This window comes from Streptomyces sp. SAI-127 (assembly GCF_029894425.1).
GTDB lineage: Bacteria > Actinomycetota > Actinomycetes > Streptomycetales > Streptomycetaceae > Streptomyces.
Window position 1 is genome coordinate 926,317 of the sequence record NZ_JARXYJ010000001.1, and the last position, 23,176, is coordinate 949,492.

Sequence of the window (23,176 nt, forward strand, 5' to 3'; positions counted from 1 at the left end):
CCCGGAGTGCACCACTCCGAGGTCCAGGACCGTCACATGCCAGTCGAGACACCCCGTGCCCCAGCTACCGGATGACAAAGGAACGAGATGAACGGCATGAACGGCGGCGGGGTCGGCGCAGGCCCGGCATCGGGCCGGACCAACCACACCCACCGACTCCGCGGGCTCGTCGGTACAGGCCTCACTGCCACGCTCGCAGCCACGGTGGCCACCACCCTCGCCGCGGCGCTTGCCCAGGCCGTTGGCGTCGACTTCGAGGTCCCCGATGGTGGCGAGACGATCCCCTTGTCCGGGTTCGCCGTGGTGACGGGCCTCTTCTCGGTCGTGGGCATCGTCATTGCCGTCGCTCTCCTTCGTTGGAGCCCTCGCCCCGCCGAGCGATTCGTGTGGACGGCGGTGTCGCTGACCACGATCTCGTTGCTCCCGCCCCTCCTCTCCGGGGCAAACACCGCCACCACCACCGCCCTCCTCGGGCTGCACCTCGTCGCTGCGACGGTGATGATCCCCACCCTGGCGCGGAGCCTCCGCACCTGGACCGATTGACGATCCCCGCAACGGGACAGCGCGCGGCGGAAGGGCGTGCGCGAGGTGTGTCCCTCGCCAGCGGAACGCTCTGGCGCTGTTTGAATCGCTGCATGACCAAGCGCGATGACGCACTTCTTTTCGGTAACCGATTCCTGACCGCGCCCGCTCCCTCCGACACCTTCCCCGAGGAAGGCATGGCTGCGACGGACGCCTTGAGGCTCGTGGATGCGGATCTCGCCATGGAGGGCGACCCGCAGCGCAACCTCGCCACATTCGTCACCACGTTGATGGAGCCGGAGGCCCAGCAGCTGATCGCCGAGAACCTCCACCGCAATTTCATCGACCATGCGGAGTACCCCATCTCCGCCGAGATCGAGCAGCGTTGCGTGCGCATGCTCGCCGACCTCTTCCACGCGCCGGGCACGACGACCGGATGCCGGACCCAGGGCTCGTCCGAGGCGATCATGCTCGGCGCCTTGTCACTGAAGTGGAAGTGGCGCGAGCGCCGCCAGGCGGCAAACCTGTCGACCGATCGCCCCAACTTGGTCTTTGGCGGAGACGTCCACGTCGTATGGGAGAAGTTCTGCCGCTACTTCGACGTCGAGCCGCGGATCGTGCCGCTGGCCGAGGGCAAGTACACGATCGGCCCCGAGGACGTGGAGCCCCACCTCGACGAGAACACGATCGGCGTCGTCGCCGTCCTCGGCACCACCTTCACCGGCCACAAGGACGATGTCGTCGGCATCGACAAGCTCTTGCGGGACGTCCGCAAAAGGCGGGACCTGGACATCCCGATCCACGTCGACGGCGCCAGCGGCGCCTTCGTGTGGCCCTTCCTCTACCCGGACTCGAAGTGGGACTTCCGGCTCGAGCAGGTCCGTTCGATCAACGTCTCGGGACACAAGTACGGTCTGGTCTACCCCGGCATCGGATGGCTGGTGTTCCGCGAGGAGTCCGACCTGGCCAAGGACCTCGTGTTCTACGAGAACTACCTGGGCAAGACCGACGCGACGTTCACGCTGAACTTCTCCACCGGCGCGTCGATGGTGCTCGCGCAGTACTACAACTTCGTGCGGCTCGGTCGCCAGGGCTACACCTACGTCATGAAGATCATGCAGGAGAACTCCCACGCGTTGGCGGACAACCTGCGCAGCAGCGGCCGCTTCGAAGTGATCGGGAGCGACCTCGAGCAGCTGCCGCTGGTCGCTTTCCGTCTCGCCGGCAAGCATGCCTACGACGAGTCCGACATCGCCTGGCAGCTCTCCGCCGAGCGGGGCTGGATGGTGCCCGCATACACGCTCCCGCCCAACGCGGAGCGGGTGAAGATCCTGCGCGCCCTGGTCAAGGAGACTCTGAGCCGCGAACAGGTCGAGCGGCTGAGCCAGGACATCGCCGACGCATGTCGCACGCTGGACGACAAGGGTGCCGCCCACGGGATCGAGCGGGCCCAGGTCAAGCGCGGCACCGGCTACTGACGCGCTGCGACGGAGCCGGAATCCCGGCGACCGGCCATCGGCGACCCCAGTCGACTCCGGCGCTGGAGACGGAGCATCACCCGCAATCGCAACTCCCGTGGCGGTGCCGCCGCGGGGACCGCCCCTGTCAGGAGACCAGCTCGGCGATGCTCCGGGCTGTCAGCCACAGGCCGAGGAGCAGAGCGAACGTGACGATCAGCTGCTCCTGACGCCGCGCGAGCCAGTCCCGCAGGGCGCTCAACCGGGCGTTCGCGACCGCGGGCGCCCAGACCACGTACATCTCCATGACGATCAGGCTGAGGGTGGCCAGCAGGCAGTAGCCGGCCAGCGCGAGCCAACCGGCAAGGGTGGAGAGGTTCGCGTCGACGGCGGTCGCGGCGCCGGCGCCGACCAGTGCCCAGGGCTGCAGCAGCCATGCCAGGCCGGCTGCCGTGGCCGGGGAGGCGTTGTCGATCCGGGCGGTCCAGCGTGGCGGGCCGTGCGGGCGGGGCGGCCGGATGTGCCGGTGTGCGCCGTACAGCACCAGTGCCAGGCCGATGGCGAGTTTCGCATCGATGGCGGCGGTCGAGGGCACGCTGTGACGGGCCGGGGGCTGACCACCGGTCAGCAGCACCACGCAGGCGATCACCGCAATCATGTTGGCCAGCCACGACAACAGGAACGCCAGGCCCAGGCGAACACCTTGCCGTGAGGAGAGCAGCAGGATGAAGGCGCTGTTGTGCAACGGCCCCAGGGTGACGGCCGTAGCGATCACAACCAGGTCGAGGACCATCGGATCAGCCGCTCCTGGGTCATCAGGGCCGTGTGCCACCTGTGGATGGGCGGACCGGTCGGCAGCTTGAGGCGGTGCCGCTGCGGTGCCGCATCCCGACTGTGCAGGCGGAGGTCCGGCTGGTCAAGCAGACCACGCCCGCATGGCGGCACTGGCCGCCCGACAGGCTCGCCGGCGAGCATGGCCTGGGACCCCGCCGGGGCCGTCCGCCCCCATGAACGCCAGGCCGAGCACTTCCTTGCCTTCTTCGTCCGCATCGCCGCAGCCCTCATCGGCTACGGCAGACTCGCCGCCTGGCCCAGCCCGTCAGGCGCTCGGGCCGGTGCGTACGAAGAGGCAGAACGGGTGGCCCGCCGGGTCGAACAGGACGCGTACGTCGTCCTGAGGCTGGAAGTCCGCCACCGTCGCCCCCAGGGCAAGAGCGTGCTCGACGGCTGATGACAGATCGTTCACCTCGATGTCCAGATGCATCATCATCTGCTGCTCGGACCGTGTGGAAGGACTGCCATCGGCCGGAGCGATCTCCACCCAGCCCGTTTCCACCTTCCTCATCGGCCATCCGAGCAGCGCCTGATAGAACTGCGCCAACTCGTGGGCGTCCGGTGCATCAAGCGTGGTCGCGGCCAGCGTGAAACGCGGTTGCGGGTTCATGCGGTGCTGCTGCCCCGTCTCGCCGCTCCAAGGCCGGCCACGCCTCCGTTCAGCCGCACATCACCGAAGGAAACGACGCCGAAGCGCGTCGCTGCCTTCAGGCAGGCCAGGGCTGGGGCACGGTGAAGGCCATGAGCATGGCGGCACAGCCCGGTACGGCGTCCTCGACCCGCGGCATGGTCCGTATCCCGGGCGGAACGTTTTTGATGGGGGCGGCCGACTTCTATCCCGAGGAGCGGCCCGTGCACCCGGTGACGGTGGACGGGTTCTGGATGGATGCCCATCCGGTCACCGTCGCCGAGTTCCGGAGGTTCGTGAAGGCCACCGGCTACGTCACGGTGGCCGAGCGTGCGTTGGACCCGGCGGACTACCCGGACGCGGACCCTGCCGCGCTCGTCCCCGGGGCGCTGGTGTTCCGTATGACGCCGGGGCCGGTGGACCTCGACGACTGGCGCCAGTGGTGGTCCTACGCCCCGGGCGCCTGCTGGCGCCGCCCGCTGGGCAGCGGCAGCACCCTCAACGGCCGGCAGCTGCACCCGGTGACTCAGGTGGCCTACGAGGACGCCGCCGCTTATGCCTCCTGGGCCGGCAAAGGGCTGCCCACTGAGGAGGAGTGGGAGTTCGCCGCCCGCGGTGGGCTTGAGTCGGCGGTCTTCCCCTGGGGTGATGAGTTCACTCCCAAGGGCCGGCGCATGGCCAACACCTGGCACGGCGCCTTCCCTTGGCAATACCTTCCGGCCGCCAAGTCGCGGCCGACCCCGGGAACCAGCCCGGTGCGCACGTATCCGCCCAACGGCTACGGCCTGTACGACGTGGCCGGCAACGTCTGGGAGTGGACCTGCGACCACTTCGCCCCGCGCCACCGCGATCCCGCCCCCGAGGCCTGCTGCGCACCCCGGAATCCACGGGTTGACCATCAGGCCGAAACCCCGGCCGGTCCCGACCGCTTCCCCCGCCGCGTCATCAAGGGCGGGTCACACCTGTGCGCCCCGAACTACTGCCTGCGCTACCGCCCCGCCGCCCGCCAGGGCCAGTCCGAAGACAGCGCCACCTGTCATCTGGGCTTCCGTGCCGGTGTCGGCCTCGGTGAGGATCCCGAGTTTGACCAGGCGTTTGAGCTTGGCGGGGGTGCCTTCGGCGTTCTTCGGCAGCAGTTCGTGGCCGAGGGTTGACAGACGTCCTTGGCCCGCCGGGGGCCGGTCGACTCGTTGAAGGCGGCGCGGGGGTAGTCCGGGTGCTCGGGCGGAGACAGGGGGAGCCGGTCGGCGAGGCCGGTGACGGTCTTGCGGGTGATCACGGTGCTCCGGGTGCATCTCGGCCTCCCGCAACCGGGTCTGCAGGTCGTCGATCTGTGACCGCGCAGCGTCAGCTCCCGCGCTTCGACCAGCGTGCTGATCGCCGATCGCCCAAGTCCGATCAGGAGTTGGACAGCGGGGACGCATTGCTGCGTCCCCGCCCCCCTCAGAACCGTGCAAGCAGCTGTTCACCGCACACGGCTCAAGCAAGCTCAGCGCCGCCTGCATCCCTGACGAGCGGGCCTTCGCCACCAAGCCCGACCCGCGGCTGCGCCGCAAGCTGGAGGAGACCGGCCTGGGGACGGTTCGCTCCGAGTTCGCTCCGAGCAGGTGGTTGCCGACGACGGTAGCGCCAAGTCGTCGTCCCTGGCGCCCCTTTGACAACTGCCCCCGCAGCCCTCCATCATCATTCCACTAATCAAGTAGTGGAATGGTGGTGGTGATCGTGGAGTACCGCATCGACAGGCGGAGCGGGGTCCCCGCCTTCCAGCAGATCGTGCAGCAGACCAAGCAAGCCCTGCGGCTGGGCGTCCTGGTGCCGGGGGACCGGCTGCCGACCGCCAAGGAAGTCGCCGAGGTCAGCACGGTCAACCCGAACACCACCCTCAAGGCGTACCGCGAGCTGGAGCGCGAGGGCCTGGTCGAACCGCGGCCGGGCCAGGGCACCTTCGTGCGCCGCACGCTGGCCCGCCCCTCGGCGGGCACCGACTCACCGCTGTATGCGGAGCTGGTGGCGTGGATGGCGAAGGCGGCCGGGGCCGGTCTTGAGCAGGAGGACGTGGCCGCGCTGGTCACGTCGGCGATGGAGAAGCAGTACGCCGCCGGGACCACGGCGGCCACGACCACGGGGTTCACGACAACGGGGTCCACGGGGGCCACGACAACTAGGAGCACAGGTGAGTGACGGTATGTACGCGGGGGAGCCGGCGCTTGAGGCGTACGGGCTGGGGATGCGCTACCGGCGGGGCTGGGCGCTGCGCGACTGCTCCTTCCGGCTTCCGGCGGGAAGAATCTGCGGGCTGGTCGGTCCCAACGGGGCCGGAAAGACCACTTTGTTGAGCATCGCGGCCCATGTCCTGGAGCCGACGCACGGCTCGCTCAGCCTGTTCGGCGAGGCGCCGGGCTCGGCGGAGTCCGGTCGGCGCACCGCGTTCCTCGCCCAGGAGAAGCCCCTGTTCCGCCGCTTCACCGTGGCGGAGACCCTGCGTCTGGGCCGGGAGCTGAACCCCGGCTGGGACCAGCGCGCCGCCGAGGACATCATCCGCGCGGGCAACGTGCCCTTCGACGCGAAGATCAGCACCCTCTCCGGCGGGCAGCGCACCCGCGTCGCCATCGCCCTCGCCTTCGGCAAGCGCCCCGACCTGCTGATGCTCGACGAGCCGATGTCGGACCTCGACCCGGTCGTGCGCCACGAGATCATGGGCACCCTCCTCGCCGAGGCCGCCGAGCGGGGAACCACCGTGCTGATGTCCACCCACGTCCTCGCCGAACTGGAGAACGTGTGCGACTACCTCGTCGTCGTCTCCGGCGGCGGAGTGCGCCTCGCCGGTGACGTGGACGAGCTGATGTCCGTGCACACCCTGGTCACGGGCGCCAAGGAGGGTGACGGCATGCCTCCCGCCCTCGGGCACCACACCCTCGTCGAGTCCCGGACCAGCGGACGGCAGTTCACCGCGCTCATCCGCCCCGAAGGCCCGGTCACCGGCCCCTGGGACATAAACGCCCCGAACATGGAGGAACTCCTGCTCGCCTATCTCCGCTCACCCGACGCACCACCGCTGATCACCCCCACCGCCCAGGTCCACGGCCAGGGGTTCGGCACCGGGGCGGTGGCGGCATGAGCACCTTCACCCGCAGCTCGACCAGCACCTCGACCGGCTCCACGAGCGACGGCAAGAACGGGACCTTGAACGCGACCACCACTCAGGCCAACCGGCGCCCCCGACTCAGCGGTATGACCTGGCTGGTCTGGCGCCAGCACCGGGCCGCGTTCTGGACGATCCTCGCCGCCACCGCGCTCTCAGTGGCCTGGATCGTCTACCAGCGCGGCCAGCTGGTCGACTTCCTCGACGGCTACGGCTATCCCGGCAAGAGCCTCGACGAGGCGGGCGGCAAGTTCCAGCAGTACAACGACGCGTTCTCCTTCGTCTCCATGGGTCTCCAGGCGATACCCATCCTGCTCGGTGTCTTCCTCGGCGCCCCGCTCATCGCGGGCGACCTGGAGAACGGCACCGCCAAGCTGGTCGCCGCCCAGTCGGCGAGCCGGGCCCGCTGGCTCGCCACGAAGCTGGCGCTGGCCGGACTGGTGGTCGTGGTGAGCACGGGCGTGTTGTCGGCGGTGTTCGGCTGGTGGTGGAACCCCGTCAAGTCCGAGGTCACGGTCATGGACTGGACGTCCGGCGAGGCCTTCAACAACACGGGCCCGGTGCCCGTCGCTCTCACCCTCTTCTCCGTGTTCGGCGGGGTGGCGATCGGTGTGGTGCTGCGCCGCACGCTGATGGCCATGGTCGTCACCTTCGGGTTCACCGTGGCCGTCCAGGTCGTCTGGTCCTACTCCATCGTGTCGCTCGGCAACGCTGTCACGATCACGACGAACAAGGGTGTCATGGGCGAGAACGGGTCCCCGTCGCTCCCCCGCGGCGCCTACGAGATCGACTACTCGTTTGTCACCGGCAGCGGGGATCTGGTGGGATTCGGCACCTGTTCGGGATCGCAGACCGACGCGGCACGGCAGGCGTGCCTGGACAAGGCCGACGTCGTGGGCTGGTCGGTGGAGTACCTCCCGATGTCGCAGATGAACGCCATGCAGTGGTTCGGGGCGTCGATTCTGTTCGCCCTGACGGCCGGTGTCGTGGCGTTCCTCTTCTTCTGGGGTCGTAAGCGGCTCGCCTGAGTCGGCCCGTCCGACTCCGTACGCCCCGCGCCCCTTCTCGAAGGGGCGCCTCTTTCCCCTTCTGTTTCTTTGTCCCGTCCGCCGGGCTGCTGTGCCATGCCCGAAGGTCCGGAGAGAAAGGCATGCCTTGAATGACCGTAAGAGGCGAGCGAGTGAGGCTTCCGCTCTCGCCGTGCTCGTCGCCGCCGCCCTTACCTCGGCGCTGCTCGGTGCCCCGGAATCCGGGGCCGCACAGTTCGACAACGGTACGGCAGGTACGGCCGGCGCCCTCGGCAAGGCCAGGACAGTCACCCTCGTCACCGGCGACCGGGTCACCCTGGACGCCACCGGACAGGTCACCGGCGTCAGGCCCGCCAAGGGCAGGGAAGGCACCACCTTCCGAATAGCGCGGAACGCCGACCGCACCTACGTCGTCCCGCGTGACGCCGAGCGACTCCTCGCGAACGGCACCGCCGACCGACGCCTGTTCGATGTGACGCAGCTGGTCAAGTGGGGGTACGACGACGCGGCCCGCCCCGACCTCCCGCTGATCGTGACGTACGCCAAGGGCCGCACCCTCGCGCCGAGCGCGCTGTCCGCCGCCGGCGCCCGGGTCAGCCGGGACCTGCCCAGCGTCAACGGGGACGCGCTGAAGGCCCGTAAGTCCGAGGGCACCGAGCTGTGGCAGACGCTCACCGGGAGCGGGGGGCAGGCGCGGGCGAGATCGGCCGCCGCCGACCGGGTCGAGAAGATCTGGCTGGACGGGAAAGTCGAGGCGGCCCTCGACCGGAGCACCGCGCAGATCGGCGCGCCCGAGGCCTGGACGGCCGGGTATGACGGCAAGGGCGTCAAGGTCGCCGTGCTCGACACCGGGGTCGACGACACGCATCCGGATCTGAAGGGCCGTATCGACGCTGCGAAGAACTTCTCCGAGGCGGCGGACACCGTCGACCGGGTGGGCCACGGCACCCATGTGGCGTCGACGGTCGCGGGGTCCGGCGCGCACTCCGGGGGCAAGTACAAGGGGGTCGCGCCGGGCGCCCGGCTGATCAGCGGCAAGGTGCTCGACGACACCGGCTTCGGCGAGGAGTCCGGCATCATCGCCGGTGCGCAGTGGGCGATCGCGCAGGGCGCCAAGGTGATCAACCTCAGCCTCGGCGGCCCCGACAGCCCCGGCGACGACCCCCTCGAACAGGCGGTGAACGAGCTGTCCGCCTCCTCCGGCGCCCTCTTCGTGATCGCGGCCGGCAACGAGGGCCCCGACGCCGCCACCGTCGGATCGCCGGGCAGCGCCACCGCCGCGCTCACCGTGGGCGCGGTGGACCGTACCGACGCGATGGCCGACTTCTCCAGCCGGGGCCCGACGGCGGACGGCGCCCTCAAGCCCGACCTCACCGCCCCCGGCGTCGACATCGTCGCCGCGAAGGCCGCCGAGGGCACGGAGGGCGACCCGGCCGCCGACGGCTACGTCTCGATGAGCGGTACGTCGATGGCGACCCCGCATGTCGCGGGCGCCGCCGCGATCCTCGCCCAGCGCCACCCCGACTGGACCGGTGAGCGCATCAAGGCCGCCCTCACCGCATCCGCCAAGCCCACCCCCGGCGTCTCGGCGTTCGCGCAGGGCACGGGCCGTACGGACCTCCCCCGCGCCCTCGGCCAGCAGCTCACCACGACCCCCGCCACCCTTGCCTTCCCCGCCCAGCAGTGGCCGCACACCGACGACCAGCCGACCACCAAAACGATCACCTATCGCAACGACGGCGACCGCCCCGTCACCCTCGACCTGACCACCGAGGCGTACGGCGAGGACGGAAAGCCCGCCGCCGAGGGCATGTTCGAGGTCTCGCCGAAGCAGCTCACCGTCCCGGCGGGCGCCACCGCGACCGCCCAGGTCACCGGCGACAGCGGCGCCGGCACCGCCGACGGTTCCTTCGGCGGCGCGCTCACCGCGACGGAAGGAGCGGGTACGACCGTACGGACCGGCATCGGCGTGCACCGCGAGGTCGAGTCGTACGACCTGACGGTCAAGCACCTCGACCTGAAGGGCAAGCCCGCCATCCGTTCCGAGACCGGGGTGCAGGGCCTGGACAACGAGATCTGGCGGGACTTCTCCGACGACAGGGACGGCGAGTTCACCGTACGGCTGCCCAGGGGCCGTTACAGCCTCGAAGGCCGTATCGACACGGGCGCGACCCCCGACGCAAAATCCGGGGAGCTGGCCCTTCTCCTCAACCCGAAGTTCTCGCTCACCCGTGACACCACCCTCGTGATGGACGCCCGCAAGGCCACGCCGGTCCGGATCACCGTGCCGGACAGCAGGGCGAAGCACACCGACGCCACCCTCAACTACGGGTTCGACATCGGCGGGAACCGGAGCATCTCCACGTACCTCATGGGCGGCTTCGGCAGGCTGCGCGTCGGTCAGTTCGGCGCCCGGCTTCCGGCGGGCGAGGCGTTCGCGCAGTACAACGGCACCTGGACGCACGGCAGTACGCACTACCGGCCGGTCTGGAACCGTACCGGCGATCTGTCGGGCTTCACCGCGAACCCGAAGCGCGGACAGTTCGCCAAGGTCACGCTCGCCGCCGGTGCGCCCGCCAGGGGCAAGACGGCGTCGCTCGTCGCCGCGCCGATGACTCCGGGCGGCTCGTCGTTCGACTTCTACCTCGACACGCGCTCGCTGCCGGGCGCCTTCACCGAGTACGTCCTGCCGGGCGTGCGGTGGCGGTACTCCGTCTCGCAGGACGGCGGCAAGGACGCGGACGGCGAACCGGTGTGGGAGGCCGGCCAGTGGGTCGCGAAGCCCCGTTCGTACAGCGCGGGCAGGCAGTACACCGAGCGGTTCAACACCGGCGTCTTCGGCCCGCACCTCACCGGCCCGCTGACCGACGGCGAGGACCGCCCCGGCGCGGTCCGTACCGGTGACACCTTCCTCGCCTACCTCCCCCTCTTCTCCGACGGCGCCGGCCACATCGGCGACTCCCGCTACAGCAGGGCCAGGAGCACCCTGTACGCGGACGGTGGCACACGAGTCTTCGCCATTGACGAGCCCTTGAACGGCGTCTCGTACGAACTCCCCGCCGCGAAGCTGCCGTTCCGTCTCACCACGGACGTCTCCCGTCCCACCACGCTGTCATCGGTCAGCACCCGGATCACCGCCGAGTGGACCTTCACCTCCGCGCACGTCACCGGCATCGGGCAGCGGCTGCCGCTGTCGGTGGTCCGCTTCGCACCCCGGCTGAGCACGGCGAGCACGGCCAAGGCAGGTACGCGTTTCCCGGTGCCGTTCACGATCGAGGGCGCCGCCACCGCGCGCACCGCCCGCAAGCTGGCCTTCTCCGTCTCCTACGACGACGGCCGCACGTGGGGGGTGGCAAAGGCCGTCGACGGCAAGCGCCTCGACCTGCGCCACCCGGACAGGGCCGGCTCGGTCTCCCTGCGCGTGACGCTCACCGACGCGGAGGGCAACACCCTGAAGCAGACGATCCACCGGGCCTACCGCACCACCAAGTAGGCATGGCAAAGGGGGCTGTTCCGCCGCGACCACATGCGCGGCGGAACAGCCCCCTTGGTGGAGGTTGTGTCGGCTATTGCTTCCTGGCGAAGTTGCCGGTGTCGGCCTCGGTGAGGATCCCGAGTTTGACCAGGCGTTTGAGCTTGGCGCGGGTGCCATCGACGTTCTTCGGCAGCAGTTCGTGGCTGAGGGTTGACAGACGTCCTTGGCCCGCCGGGGGCCGGTCGACTCGTTGAAGGCGGCGATGACCCTGGGGGTAGTCCGGGTGCTCGGGCGGAGACAGTGGGAGCCGGTCGGCGAGGCCAGTGACGGTCTTGCGGGTGATCGTGAGGTGCTCCAGGTGCGTCTCGGCCTCCCGCAACCGGGTCTGCAGGTCGTCGATCTGTGCGCGGAGGTCGTCGGCCAGGGCCCGGGCGGCTTCTTCCTGGAGGTCCAGGGCGTCGAGCAGGGGCCGGATGTTCACGCTGTCACCGCATGCGCCGCGCGCCAGGTGGGGGCGTTCACGCCGGTGAGGCGTCGGGTCATGACGTGGGTCATCGCCCAGTAGACGCGGGAGGCGGAGGAGGAGGGGCGGTGCTCGTAGTCGCGGACCAGGCGCCGGTGCAGTATCAGGATCCGGTAGGTCTGCTCGACTCTCCTCCGATAAGTCACTCAGATACGGCTTGCGTTCACTCACCCGATCACATCACCAGATCAACAACCGCGGACCGGCAGATTCCGCCCCGCCACCACACCATCAGGCGACTGCAGATTCACTCAAAGACTCACGAACCGCCCACTTACGGCCCCGCGATGAGGCAAGGACTGTCGGCACCTTTGCCAAAGGGGCGAACAAGCCCGGCCCATTGATGGACCAACGCTCGACAAGATCAGAAGTAACGCGACTGAACTCTCCCGCCGACCTGTGCATCCGCTGTTGGCCGCCCCGATACGCCGAGCCCCGACACGGCGGACTTTGTGCCATGTCTGCGAGCGGCTGTTCACGCGTAGCCGGCTTGCCGCTGTGTTGGTCGAAAAAGACGATGAGCCGCCGATGACGCCATCGGCATGACATCGCCCGGCAGCCGCAACCGCAGTTGGCCGTGTACGACTCTCCCCTTGCACATCCACCCGCTGCTGGAGGAGACCAACGTGACCATCGCCCTTGAAGACCACACGCCGCAGACCTTCGTCGACCCCTACGCCGCCGACCCGGCGGAGACCACCTGGCCTCCGGCCGCAGCCGGGCAGGACATGGACTACCTGCTGCCGCCGCCCAACCCCTCCGAGCGCCTGAACATCCTCATCGACCCCCGCGACCAGCACCGCCTGGCCCTGCACGCCGCACTGACCGCCGCCGGCATCCCGCCCCGGCCCGAGGACCGCGACGCCATCGACCAGCTCAGCGCCCTGCCCGCCAGCATCAACACCACCCTGCAGCGCTGGCTGCACCACACGACATCACAGTGACCGAACTCATCGACGGCGAGGAAGTCGCTCTACACGGGACCGTTGTCGGAAGGCTGCATGAACTCTCCTGGCCACGACAGTGGCGTCGGGCCCCGGCGCGGCGATCGCGTGTGCAGCACCGGCAGCCCACTGCGGAAGATGACGTCCTGGGGGTCCAGCCCCTGCAGGGCGAAGTACCAGCCCTGGGACGGGATGCAGGAGGCACAAACAGGGCCGACGGGGCAGAGCGCATGGACTTCGCGCCTCCGTTCCGATGCCATGGCCGGCCTCTCAGTCGACCTCCGCCCCCACGACCAGCGCATCGAGCGCCGTACGCAGCGCGGACAGTTCGGCCGGCGTGGGATCGGCCGGTTCGTGCGGTATCAGCGCGGCGGGGTTGACCACGGGGACGGTGCCCTCCGGGCCACGCACAGCCATGGCGTCGGCAAGGAACGGGCCGCTGTCGGGGGGCGGGGTGCCGAGGCCCTCGCTGAGTCGGCGCAGTGCGGCCGTGAGCGGGGGCTGCGGGAGAGAAAAGTCCGAGGGGAGCAGCCTGGCCTGCTGGGTGTGGTCGTCGCCGCGGAAGTCCAGGGACCAGTTCTCCCAGCGCGGCAACGGCCAGTTGTGGATGCCGGCCACGGTCTGTACCGCCCAGAGTGAGACGGTGCGGGCCTGCCGGTCGAAATGGACGCCGCCGTACGGCATGTCGGTGAGCGCAGGGGTGGGCGGCGACGCGACGATCAGGTCGATCAGGCCGGGGCCGCCGGCAAGGTGGTCCATGGACTCCCAGTCGCTGCCCCACGCACGAACGCTTCCGTCGGGCAGGCGCAGGGAGACGACGGAGGATGGCTCGGTGTACTCCGTGCCCGCGAACCCGGGAGGCTCGAAGGTCTCGAACCAGCCCGGCGCACGGGTCAGGTACCGGTCGAGGCCCAGGTGGTGGGTCAGATCGCCCATGCCGTCGTGCGCGAAGCGGACGTCCCAGCCGGGCCATGTCCGGTCCAGTACGGCGCGGGCGGCGATGTGGTCCGCCCAGCTGTCCGCGAAGGCGAACCAGAGCAGGATCCGGCGGTCGTGGTCGACGAGTGCGGCGCCCTCGCACCACACGTCGTCGAGCCATTCGTCGATCTCCTGGTTGGCTCGGAAGCAGCGTGTCGCCACAACCGGCCCTGGCAGCAGATCGTCGACCACCCGGTTGGCGGCCCAGTGCGAGTAGTACCGCTGCCAGGCGCCGTTCTCGACGATGACGTATTGCGCACGTGCTCCCATGATCAGCGAGGTTGGCGCCGCTGGACGACGGGCGACGAACACTTTTCAGGTGCCCGGCCCGGGCTGGTCACGCACGCTCTCACCATCTGGCAATCCGTGCCACACGGTCCTGTTGAGGTCGAGGAAGTGCGCGTGAGCGGCATCATGCACGGGCCGGGAGAACTGGATGCGGAGGAGCCGATCCGCGACCCACAATCTGTACATGACGTCCCGGGTCGTGAGGTACCAGTCGTCGGTGTCCTCCCACGCGGACGGCCGGGTGTAGGCGCAGCGCTCCGCCTCTGCCGAGACCTCGATGAACCGCTCCAGCAGCGCAGCCGTTCCGCACGCCGGGTCTCCGACAGTGCGATCTGCTGGCGTTGCTGTTCGGCGCGTTCCGCTGATCGCTGAGTCCTGTGCTGGACGAGGTAGGACAGCACGCCGCCGAGGGCAACGCCGCCCAACGATATGAGTGACACCCAGACTTGACCTGCCATGACGATCATCGTTCCATAGCGTCGATCTCGTCCGAGCCGTCCTGGACAGCCCCGTCGACCGGGCTGAGCCCACGTTCACCCGCTTGACTCAGGAGGCGGACGGCTCGATCTCCCCCGCGAAGACGATGACTTGGTCGATGAGGCTCCGCCGCAGATGGACGACGTCCGTTCCCGCCAGGCGGGGGCCTCCGTCCGGTGTGGTGAAGACCCACTGGTATCTGGCCCACTCATCAGGCATGTCCACCGCTGAGCAGCGCACCATCGTGCCGGTCCCCGCCGGGTGGCGCCGGATGTCCAGCACGAACCGCTCGACCGCCTCGATCCCTTCGCTTCGGCCCAACGGTCCCCAGAAGACCACGTCGGAGGTCAGCGCCTGGGAGAGCAACTCAGTCACATAGCTGTCGTCCGAGGCGTTGAACGCGGAGATGAACGTGTCGATCGCGGACTGTGCGGTTTCTTCCTGCATGCACCACTAATATCAGTCGCTTCGCGGAGCGGGCTCGCCCTCCCGTGAGGGAGGCTCCGCGCGGGGCCCACCTAATCCGCGCAGGCCGCACAATGGCCCGTACGCCCGTCGTCCGGTGATCGTCACCCACCGTCAGCGAGGCGGGCCGACGGGAGGGCGTCGGGGGTGGAGCGGTCGGCCTTGGCCGCGTCGGCGAGGGCCGCGGCGGCGGCTTCCGCGGCCTGAGCCGCGTCGTCAGCGGCCCGCTCAGCGCTGTCGTCGGAGGGTTTCTCGCGGGTGGCCGGGGACTGGGGCAGTACCTCGGTGAAGGCGCGGGACACGCCCTGGAGTGCGGAGGTGATCTCGCTGGGGATCACCCAGAAGTTGTTGCCCGAACCCTGCGCCAGTTGGGGCAGGGTCTGGAGGTACTGGTAGGCCAGAAGCTTGGGGTCGGGGTCGTTGCGATGCACGGCCTGGAAGACCTCGTCGATGGCCCGGGACTGGCCCTCGGCCTGGAGAATCGCAGCGGTACGGTTGCCCTCCGCGCGCAGGACGGCGGCCTGCTTGTCGCCTTCGGCGGTGAGGATCTGCGATTGGCGCTGTCCCTCGGCTCCGAGAATCGCGGCCCGCTTGTCCCGCTCGGCCCGCATCTGCTTCTGCATCGCGTCCTTGATGGACTGCGGCGGGTCGATGGCCTTGATCTCCACCCGGTTGACCCTCAGCCCCCATTTGCCGGTGGCCTCGTCCAGTACGCCGCGGAGCTGGCTGTTGATGGTGTCCCGTGAGGTGAGCGTCTTTTCGAGGTCCATGGATCCCACGACGTTGCGCAAGGTGGTCACGGTGAGCTGTTCGACCGCCTGAAGGAAATTCGCGATCTCGTAGAAAGCGGCTCGCGGGTCGGTGACCTGGAAGTACAGGACGGTGTCGATCTCGACGACCAGATTGTCCTCGGTGATGACCGGTTGCGGCTTGAAGGAGACGACCTGTTCGCGCAGGTCGATCACCGGATGAACCCTGTCGATGTACGGAATCACAAGGCTGAGGCCGGGACTCAGGGTCCGGTGGTAGCGCCCGAGTCGCTCGACATTACGAGCACGCGCCTGGGGCACGATACGGACCGCCCGCACCACGGTGAAAACCGCGATCAGCGCGAAGATCAGGCCGGCAATGAGGAACGCCGAGGTTTCCATGGTTTCAGTCCCGGGGGTAGACGAGCGCGGTGGCGCCGCTGATCTCCATGACGTCGACGGTCTTTCCAGGCGGAATCACCAGCGTCTCGTCGTAGGCGCGGGCCGTCCATTCCTCGCCGTCGATACGGACCCTTCCGCCGAGGCCCGTCACCTCCGAGAGGACATAGGCAGGCCTGCCGACCAGAGCGTCAATGCCGAAGCGCTCCACTTGCGGCCGGAGCACGTGGCGCAGCGCGATAGGACGCACGAACACCACGGTCCCCGTGGCGACGAGGGCGAACACCAGGAACTGGAAGGGCACGGGCAGTCCGACCGCGGCGGATCCCGCCGTGACCAGCGCGGACACACTCAGCATTCCGAGCGCAGCCGTAAGGGTGACGATTTCCGCCACCGCCAACACGGCTGCGACGACCAACCAGATCAGCCATGGATCCATTGCATGCCTCTTCTCACCGGTGCGGGTGCAGGTGCGGAAGAGCCTGACTCTCACCATTGGACCCCGACATCGGACAACGGCGATACCCCTGGGAAGGCAAACCCACCTTCGGGTGCTCTGGGCCCTCGGTCGTTCGTGTGCCGATCAGTGGTGGCCGGTGAGTTCCCCGCTGAGCGTGTCGTGGATGCGGGCGCTGGGCTCGTTCAGTCCGGTGATCCTGACGGTCTTGCCGCGCTGGGCGTACTTGGTCTCGATGGCGTCGAGGGCCGCGACGGAGGAGGCGTCCCAGATGTGTGCGGCGGCCAGATCGATGACGACCTTGTCGGGGTCGCCGACGTAGTCGAAGCGGCCGACGAGGTCGTTGGCGGAGGCGAAGAACAGCTCGCCGGTCACCCGGTAGATCACAGACGTGCCGTCGGGGTCGGTCACCGCGGTGACCTCGGCCAGGTGGGCGACCCGCTTGGCGAAGACGACCATCGCGGTGATCGAGCCGACTACGACACCGATGGCGAGGTTGTGGGTGGCGATCACACACGCGACGGTGATCAGCATGACGGTGATCTCTCCGGCCGGCATGCGCTTCAGGGTCTTCGGCGTGATGGAGTGCCAGTCGAAGGTGCCCACCGACACCATGACCATCACCGCGACAAGCACGGCCGTCGGGATGTCCGAGACGACCGGCCCGAAGACGACGCACAGCACCATGAGGAACGCACCGGCCAGGAACGTCGACAACCGGGTACGGGCGCCCGACACCCGTACGTTGATCATCGTCTGTCCGATCATGGCGCAGCCGCCCATGCCGCCGAAGAACCCGGTGACGATGTTGGCGATTCCCTGGCCGACCGACTCGCGGGTCTTGGAGGAATGGGTGTCGGTGATGTCGTCCACGAGCTTGGCGGTCATCAGCGACTCCATCAGACCGACCAGCGCCATGGCGAGGGCGTAGGGCGCGATGGTGGTGAGAGTGTCCAGGGTGAAGGGGACGTCCGGCAGCCCGGGCACGGGGAGCGAGGAGGGCAGCTCGCCCTTGTCCCCGACGGTCGGCACCGCGATCCCGGCGGCCACCGTGATGACCGTGAGGATCACGATCGACACCAGAGGGGCGGGGATCACCTTGGTGACCTTCGGGAAGAGCACCATCAGCGTCAGACCGGTCGCGATCAGCGGATAGACCGGCCACGGTACGTCGGTCATCTCCGGCACCTGCGCCATGAAGATGAGGATGGCGAGGGAGTTGACGAAGCCGACCATCACGCTGCGCGGCACGAACCGCATCAGCTTCGCCACGCCGAGGGCGCCGAGGACGATCTGGAAGACGCCGGCCAGGATGACGGCGGCGACGAGGTAGCCGAAGCCGTGCTCGCGGTTGAGCGGGGCGATGACCAGGGCGACCGCGCCGGTGGCGGCGGAGATCATGGCCGGTCGGCCGCCGACGATCGCGATGGTCACGGCCATGGTGAACGAGGCGAACAGGCCGATGGCCGGGTCGACCCCGGCGATGACCGAGAACGAGATCGCCTCGGGGATCAGGGCGAGGGCGACCACAAGTCCGGCCAGTACCTCGGCGCGCAGCACCTTCGGATCGGACAGCCAGGCAGGACGCCGGGAGCCGCGCAGCCAGGTGGCCGGGGACGGTGCGGAGGAGGACAAGACGAGAAGAACCTGTCGTGCTCGGGCACACCCGGCATCACGGCGGGCGTACGGAAAGGTGTGGGTGGCCGGGGCGGCCGACGACCGAGTTCGCGAGCGGCGGACCGAAGTCAGGGGGCGGCGAAGCGATCCGTCACGGGCTCGTGCGCTGTGCGGGAGTGAAGGGTCACGGCGGGCAGGCAGCGGCGCCGGGCATCATGGGCACACGCACGCTCTCTCCTGCAGGTATCGGTGTTCGCCGGAGGCATCATCGGCCCCGACACGGGTGACGGCCACGCGACGGCATCCCCGGCGCATGAAAACGGCACGAAAGGCGGCCAAGTCCGACACCGAGGCAACTCTACCCTGACGTTAGGGTAGAGATCGGTGGCCGTGCGCGGCCATGGCGAGAGACGAGGGAAGGCCCCCGCGTGAGCAGCGAGCACATGCAGATCGGCGAGGTCGCCACACGGACCGAGCTGTCGCTGCGCACCATCCGGCACTACGAGGACACCGGCCTTGTCACCCCCTCCGCCCGCTCCCAAGGCGGCTTCCGCCTCTACACCGAGTCCGACGTCGCCCGCCTGATGGTCATCCGCCGTATGAAGCCCCTCGGATTCACCCTCGACGAGATGCGCGCCCTGCTGGAGGCCACCGACCGCCTCGACGGGGACGAGGAACTGCCGCCCGAGGAGCACGAGGAACTGCTGGACCGGATTCGCGGCTTCGAGCAGGCCGCCCAGCGACGGGTCGAGGATCTGCGCACCCAGCTGGCGCGAGCGGAGGAGTTCGCGGCCGCGCTTGCCGAGCGCCTCACGCGGGCTCCCGCACGCTGACTTCTACGGGGGTGCCGGGCGCCGTTCTCACTGAGCGGTGACGCCTCAGGCCTGTGGGTCGTCGCGGGCGTCACGGCAGGACGGGAGGCGCACCGATCTCCTTCGCCACGTCCCACACGCGTACCCCGTCGTCGTACCCCGCGGTGATGATCAGCGGCGGGCCCTGGGCCTGCCGGACCTGGCAGGCGGCGCGGACCCAGCCGTGGCCGCTGAGAAAGCCGGCGAGGTCCATGCCCAGGTCTCCGGCGCGCTCGCCGGTGAACGGGTCCCAGACCGCGGTGCCCGGTCCGTCGCCGCCCGCGACCAGCAGCGTGCGGCTCCCGGCTTCCGCCTGGCACCGGGCGTACACGGGCCCGACACCGGCGGTGAACTCGTGGCTCTGCCGCGGTTCCTCCAGATCCCATAGCCGGACGTTCCCGTCCCAGTCGGCGGTGGCGAGCAGAGTGCGGTCGCCGTCGGACACCTCGCACAGCGTCCACACGATGCGGTCGTGCGCGACCAGCTCCAGTACCGGTTGCCCGGACTCGGCGTGCCAGAGGTTCACTGTGCCGTTGCCGTGTCCGGACGCGAGCAGCGTTCTCCCGCCCGTGCGCACCTGACACAGGGCGTGGGTCCACGGCCTCCGCGGGCCGGCGACCATCGTGCGCACCAGTCGGCCCTCGCGCGGGTCCCAGATGCGTACCGCGCCGTCCCGGCCCCCCGAGGCCAGCAGGTCGCGCCCTGAGATGCGCAGGGTGCACAGCGCGAACACCCAGCCGCGGTGACCGGCGAGGGAGGCCACCAGTTCGCCGCGGTTCTCCAGATCCCAGAGCCGGACGACCCCGTCGCGACCGCCGGACGCCAGCAGGGGCCTGCCGTCGACGTGGATCTCGCACAGCGCGCGGATCCAGGTGCGCGAGTCCGTGAGGACCGCCGTGTCCTCGCGCACGACCGGGTCGGCGAGCCGGATCACCTTGCGGTGCCCGGAGTACGCCACGAGTGCGCGGCCGCCGACCGTGACCTCGCAGGCCGCCTCGAACGACGGCCGGAACCGGTAGCGGCGGGACTTGATCCTTCCGCAAGTGTCGGGGCGGGGCGATCGTGCTGGTACGTAGTCCGGTTACGTAGCTGCGCATCCGTTCGTGCCCAAGGTCCGGTGCCCGGCGTCGACACGGTGTGAGATCGCGGACACGAACCCGCAGGTTGTCAGTGGTGTACGGCAGGATGTGCGGGGGCACCAACTGCCGTGGGGGGCTTGAGGCATGACGACGCAACGGACACCGCTGGTCGGCAGAGGGACTGAACTCGCGCGGGTTGAGCGGCTGCTGGCCGACGTGGTGGGGGACGCGCCCGGCCGCCCGGCGGTGCTGGACATCAGCGGTGAGGCGGGCATCGGCAAGAGCCGACTGGTCCATGAGCTGTGCCTGGGCGCGGCGCGGCGCGGGGCGGCGGTGCTGCGCGGCCGGGCGACGGAGTACGAACGCCACATCCCCTTCCAGCCGTTCACCGACGCCTTCTGCGACCTCGACCCGCAGGCCCTGGAGTCCTTCCCGGCGGCCGCCGAGGTCGCCCCCGTGCTCAGCGGCGCTCCCCGCCCCACGGACCGCTTCCACCTGCACCGGGCCACCGCCGCCCTGCTGACGCATGCCGCGGGGTCTGCGCTGGTGGTGGTCCTGGACGACATGCACTGGGCGGACGCCGCGTCGCTGGAACTCCTCGACCATCTCGTACGTCACCCCGTGCGCGCCCGTGTCCTGCTGGTCCTGGCCCGCCGTGACCGGCAGAGTCCCGCATCGCTCGCCGCGACCCTCGCCCGTGGCATGGACACCGGCACGGTGCGGCGGACGGTCCTGGGCCCACTCGTCGAGCGGGAGGGCGTCGAGCTGCTCACCCCCCATCTGGCCCGCGACGAGGCCGTCCGGCTCTTCGCGGCGAGCGAGGGCAACCCGCTGTACCTGCTGACCCTGCTCCAGGCGCACCGCGAGGGCGCGTCGGTGAGCCGGCTGTCCGCGACCGGCCTCGGGGCACTGCTGCTCGACGAGCTCACCCCGCTGACGCCGTCGCAGGGCCGACTCGTCCAAGTGGTGGCAGCGCTGGGCGACCACGCCACGCCCGCGCTGCTCGGCCCGGTGACCGGCCACGAGCCGGTGCAACTGGCCGAGGACCTGGCCGTACTGACCGGGCGGGACCTGCTGCGCACCGGGGCTCACGGGCGGATCGCACTGCGCCACCCCGTGCTGCGCAGCCTCGTCCACGACGGCACCGATCCTTGGCTGCGCACGCAGACCCACCGGCTCGTCGGCGCCGAACTCGCCCGGACCGGCGCCCCGCTGGCCGAGCGGGCGCACCACGCCGAGCAGTCGCTGTCCGGCTGGGATCCGCCGGCGGCGGCCGTGCTGGACGAGGCCGCCGAGCAGGCCGCGCACACGGCGCCCGCGAGCAGCGCGCACTGGCTGGAGGTGGTGCTGCGGCACCTTCCGCACACGCCGGAACACGCGAGCAGACGGCGCGAGTTGATGCTGCGGCGGGCCCGGGCGCTGGGCGTCGGCGGTCGGCTCCGGGAGAGCCGGGACCTGTTGCACCAGGTGATCGCCCTGCCCGACCCGGGCGACGGGACGGGGTCGCGGGCGTCCGCTGTCGTGCTGTGCGCCGTCATGGAGCGCCATCTGGGCCGTTACGCGGAGGCGGCCGCCCTGCTGCGCCGCGAACTGCACCGCACCGATCCCGCGCCGTCGCTCGCCGATCAGGTGGCGCTGGGACTGGAGTTGGGCTCGTCGGCCCCGCACGACACCTCGTACCCGGCGGTGCGCTCCGAGGTGGCACACACCCTGGAGGTGGCCCGCCGTCTCGGGGACGAGACGGGGGTGGCGGGTGCCCTGAGCGTCGCGGCGCTGGGAGAGGCGTACGAGGGGGAGACTGCCGCGGCGGAGGACTTCACCCGCCGGGCGGCGGACCTCGTGGACTCGCTGCCGGACGGCGATCTGACCGACGTGTGCGAGCCGCTGGTCCGGCTGGCCTGGGCGGAGGCGTTCCTGGAGCGCTTCGCCGACGCCGAGCGGCACGCCGACCGCGGACTGGCCATAGCCCGCCGCACCGGCCAGCTCTACCTGCTGCCGCACCTGCTGCTGTGCAAGACCCACGTACGCATCCAGACCTGCCGGCTCACGTCGGCGGTGGAACTGTCCGAGGAGGCCGAGGACATCGCCCGCGGCATCGGCAGCGACGAACTGCTCGCCTTCGTCCTGGCGACCAGGGCCCATGCCCTGGTGGACGCCTGCCCACCCGGCGATCCGCGGCCACTTGCCACCGCTGAGGAAGCCGTGGCCGCGGCGGGTGGGGGCGTCAACTGGTGGGCGTCCATCGCCTGGTGCGTGCTCGGCTACGCGGCGCTCGCCGCCGGCGACCCGGCCCGTGCCCGGGAGGCGATACTGCGTGCCGGAGGCCCCGGCCTGCGGCGGATGCAGCCTTCCATGCGCCCGTTGTTCCTGGAGGTCCTGGTGACCGCCGCCGTCGCCATGGGTGACCTGGCCGCCGCGAAGGACTGGGCCGAGCGGGCCCGCGCAGAGGCCGAGAGGCTCGATCTGCCCGTGCAGCGTGCGTCGGCCATGCGCAGCGCCGGGCACCTACGCCTCGGTCTCGGTGACGACGGGGCGGCGGACCTGTTCGTGGCGGCGGCCGAGGAGAGCGCACGCGGCGGAGCGGTGTTCTGGGAGGCGTTCTCCCTGCTCTTCGGCGCTCCTCTGCTGGCGGCGGACCCGGGCGGTGTGCGGCGCGGGCAGGCGGCCTGGCACCGCGGGCGGCGGCTCGCGGCGGCCGGTGGCTGCGGGATGCTGACCGGGCTTGCCGAGGCGGTCGGCCCGGCGGTGGCCGCCGCCGACGACGGGCCCGTGCGCCGGCTCGCCCAACTGACCGCCCGCGAAAGGGAGATCGCCGACCTCGTCGCCGACGGCCTCACCAGCCCGGCGATCGCCGAACAACTCTGCCTGAGCCGTCGCACGGTCGAGACCCACATCTCCCGGGTCTACCGCAAGACCGGAGTCTCCTCGCGCGCGGCTCTGGCGGGCCTGATGGCGGGGCTCACGCCGAAACCTTCCTTCGGTGGGTGAGCCCGACGCGGTTCAGCCTGAGCTGGGCGCCGCACCGACCGGCCACTCTCGTGTGGTTACTCGGGAACGGTAGGAGAGTCTTCCTTGACCTGGAAGAACGCACCCTCAGCGACTGGGGAACCTGATGGTGACCAAGCAGTTCACGGGCTCGCCAGAAGACGTGGACCTGAGGTGCTGGAGCGCTACGGCCTGGTCGAGCGGAAGGTGCACCCCACCGTGCGGGTGCACGCCTTGTGCCGGGCAGTGGATCACACCGGCAGACCCTCCGGTAACGT

The 23,176-nt window shown here is 70.0% G+C and carries 19 protein-coding genes and 2 pseudogenes; 10 read left to right on the forward strand and 11 right to left on the reverse strand.

Going from position 1 to position 23,176, the window contains the following annotated elements; genetic code table 11:
• The first annotated feature begins 87 nt into the window (after positions 1-87).
• The gene (locus tag M2157_RS04490) at positions 88-543 is read left to right on the forward strand and encodes a DUF6069 family protein (protein ID WP_280864490.1); all 456 of its coding nucleotides are present in this window, start codon (positions 88-90) and stop codon (positions 541-543) included.
• A 92-nt stretch (positions 544-635) separates the two neighbouring features.
• The gene (locus M2157_RS04495) at positions 636-2,000 is read left to right on the forward strand and encodes a glutamate decarboxylase (RefSeq protein WP_280864491.1); all 1,365 of its coding nucleotides are present in this window, start codon (positions 636-638) and stop codon (positions 1,998-2,000) included.
• 127 nt (positions 2,001-2,127) lie between these two features.
• Here the strand turns inward: M2157_RS04495 and M2157_RS04500 are convergent, their stop codons facing one another.
• Entirely contained in the window at positions 2,128-2,772 is a 645-nt protein-coding gene (locus M2157_RS04500) for a GAP family protein (protein ID WP_280864492.1), read from the reverse strand.
• A gap of 306 nt (positions 2,773-3,078) precedes the next feature.
• Positions 3,079-3,423 carry a VOC family protein gene (locus tag M2157_RS04505; RefSeq protein ID WP_280864493.1) on the reverse strand — a complete coding sequence of 115 codons (345 nt, stop codon included), beginning with the start codon at positions 3,421-3,423 and terminating at the stop codon, positions 3,079-3,081.
• Positions 3,424-3,554: 131 nt separating this feature from the next.
• Here M2157_RS04505 and M2157_RS04510 point away from each other — a divergent pair, with 131 nt between their 5' ends.
• From M2157_RS04510 to M2157_RS04530, 5 genes are all read left to right on the forward strand, one after another.
• A complete protein-coding gene (locus tag M2157_RS04510; protein ID WP_280864494.1) occupies positions 3,555-4,595 on the forward strand; it encodes a formylglycine-generating enzyme family protein in 1,041 nt (346 codons plus the stop codon).
• A gap of 553 nt (positions 4,596-5,148) precedes the next feature.
• Positions 5,149-5,622 carry a GntR family transcriptional regulator gene (locus M2157_RS04515; protein ID WP_280860501.1) on the forward strand — a complete coding sequence of 158 codons (474 nt, stop codon included), beginning with the start codon at positions 5,149-5,151 and terminating at the stop codon, positions 5,620-5,622.
• Positions 5,623-5,626: 4 nt separating this feature from the next.
• Complete coding sequence (locus M2157_RS04520) at positions 5,627-6,559, forward strand: ABC transporter ATP-binding protein (protein ID WP_280863691.1); 933 nt, start codon at positions 5,627-5,629, stop codon at positions 6,557-6,559.
• On the forward strand, positions 6,556-7,611 hold the full coding sequence (locus M2157_RS04525) for an ABC transporter (RefSeq protein WP_280864495.1): 1,056 nt from the start codon (positions 6,556-6,558) through the stop codon (positions 7,609-7,611). Before M2157_RS04520 ends, M2157_RS04525 begins: the two co-directional genes overlap by 4 nt.
• Before the next feature lie 172 nt (positions 7,612-7,783).
• Positions 7,784-11,104 carry a S8 family serine peptidase gene (locus tag M2157_RS04530; protein ID WP_280864496.1) on the forward strand — a complete coding sequence of 1,107 codons (3,321 nt, stop codon included), beginning with the start codon at positions 7,784-7,786 and terminating at the stop codon, positions 11,102-11,104.
• 73 nt (positions 11,105-11,177) lie between these two features.
• Here the strand turns inward: M2157_RS04530 and M2157_RS04535 are convergent, their stop codons facing one another.
• Both M2157_RS04535 and M2157_RS04540 read right to left on the reverse strand, forming a co-directional pair.
• The gene (locus M2157_RS04535) at positions 11,178-11,567 is read right to left on the reverse strand and encodes a hypothetical protein (protein WP_280864497.1); all 390 of its coding nucleotides are present in this window, start codon (positions 11,565-11,567) and stop codon (positions 11,178-11,180) included.
• Positions 11,564-11,740: pseudogene (locus M2157_RS04540) on the reverse strand (IS5/IS1182 family transposase); the annotation flags it as partial. The gene M2157_RS04535 and the pseudogene M2157_RS04540, both read right to left, overlap by 4 nt.
• Before the next feature lie 462 nt (positions 11,741-12,202).
• Here M2157_RS04540 and M2157_RS04545 point away from each other — a divergent pair.
• Positions 12,203-12,553, forward strand: a complete 351-nt coding sequence (locus M2157_RS04545; RefSeq protein WP_348541777.1) for a hypothetical protein — start codon at positions 12,203-12,205, stop codon at positions 12,551-12,553.
• A gap of 270 nt (positions 12,554-12,823) precedes the next feature.
• Here M2157_RS04545 and M2157_RS04550 read toward each other — a convergent pair whose 3' ends face one another.
• From M2157_RS04550 to M2157_RS04575, 6 genes and pseudogenes are all read right to left on the reverse strand, one after another.
• A complete protein-coding gene (locus M2157_RS04550; protein WP_280864498.1) occupies positions 12,824-13,801 on the reverse strand; it encodes a hypothetical protein in 978 nt (325 codons plus the stop codon).
• Positions 13,802-13,846: 45 nt separating this feature from the next.
• Positions 13,847-14,286, reverse strand: a pseudogene (locus tag M2157_RS04555) (hypothetical protein).
• Between the two features lie 79 nt (positions 14,287-14,365).
• Positions 14,366-14,743 (reverse strand): nuclear transport factor 2 family protein, encoded by a 378-nt coding sequence (locus M2157_RS04560; RefSeq protein WP_280864499.1) that lies wholly within the window; start codon positions 14,741-14,743, stop codon positions 14,366-14,368.
• 122 nt (positions 14,744-14,865) lie between these two features.
• Positions 14,866-15,912 (reverse strand): SPFH domain-containing protein, encoded by a 1,047-nt coding sequence (locus M2157_RS04565; RefSeq protein ID WP_266512935.1) that lies wholly within the window; start codon positions 15,910-15,912, stop codon positions 14,866-14,868.
• A gap of 4 nt (positions 15,913-15,916) precedes the next feature.
• Positions 15,917-16,348, reverse strand: coding sequence for an NfeD family protein (locus M2157_RS04570; protein WP_280860507.1), 432 nt, complete (start codon positions 16,346-16,348; stop codon positions 15,917-15,919).
• A 144-nt stretch (positions 16,349-16,492) separates the two neighbouring features.
• Positions 16,493-18,001 (reverse strand): SulP family inorganic anion transporter, encoded by a 1,509-nt coding sequence (locus M2157_RS04575; protein ID WP_280864500.1) that lies wholly within the window; start codon positions 17,999-18,001, stop codon positions 16,493-16,495.
• 410 nt (positions 18,002-18,411) lie between these two features.
• On the opposite strand from M2157_RS04575, the gene M2157_RS04580 reads away from it, so the two are divergent.
• A complete protein-coding gene (locus tag M2157_RS04580) occupies positions 18,412-18,816 on the forward strand; it encodes a MerR family transcriptional regulator (RefSeq protein WP_280864501.1) in 405 nt (134 codons plus the stop codon).
• Positions 18,817-18,886: 70 nt separating this feature from the next.
• Here the strand turns inward: M2157_RS04580 and M2157_RS04585 are convergent, their stop codons facing one another.
• A complete protein-coding gene (locus M2157_RS04585) occupies positions 18,887-19,792 on the reverse strand; it encodes a hypothetical protein (protein WP_280864502.1) in 906 nt (301 codons plus the stop codon).
• 265 nt (positions 19,793-20,057) lie between these two features.
• On the opposite strand from M2157_RS04585, the gene M2157_RS04590 reads away from it, so the two are divergent.
• Positions 20,058-22,901, forward strand: a complete 2,844-nt coding sequence (locus M2157_RS04590) for a LuxR family transcriptional regulator (protein ID WP_280864503.1) — start codon at positions 20,058-20,060, stop codon at positions 22,899-22,901.
• The last annotated feature ends 275 nt before the right edge of the window (positions 22,902-23,176 follow it).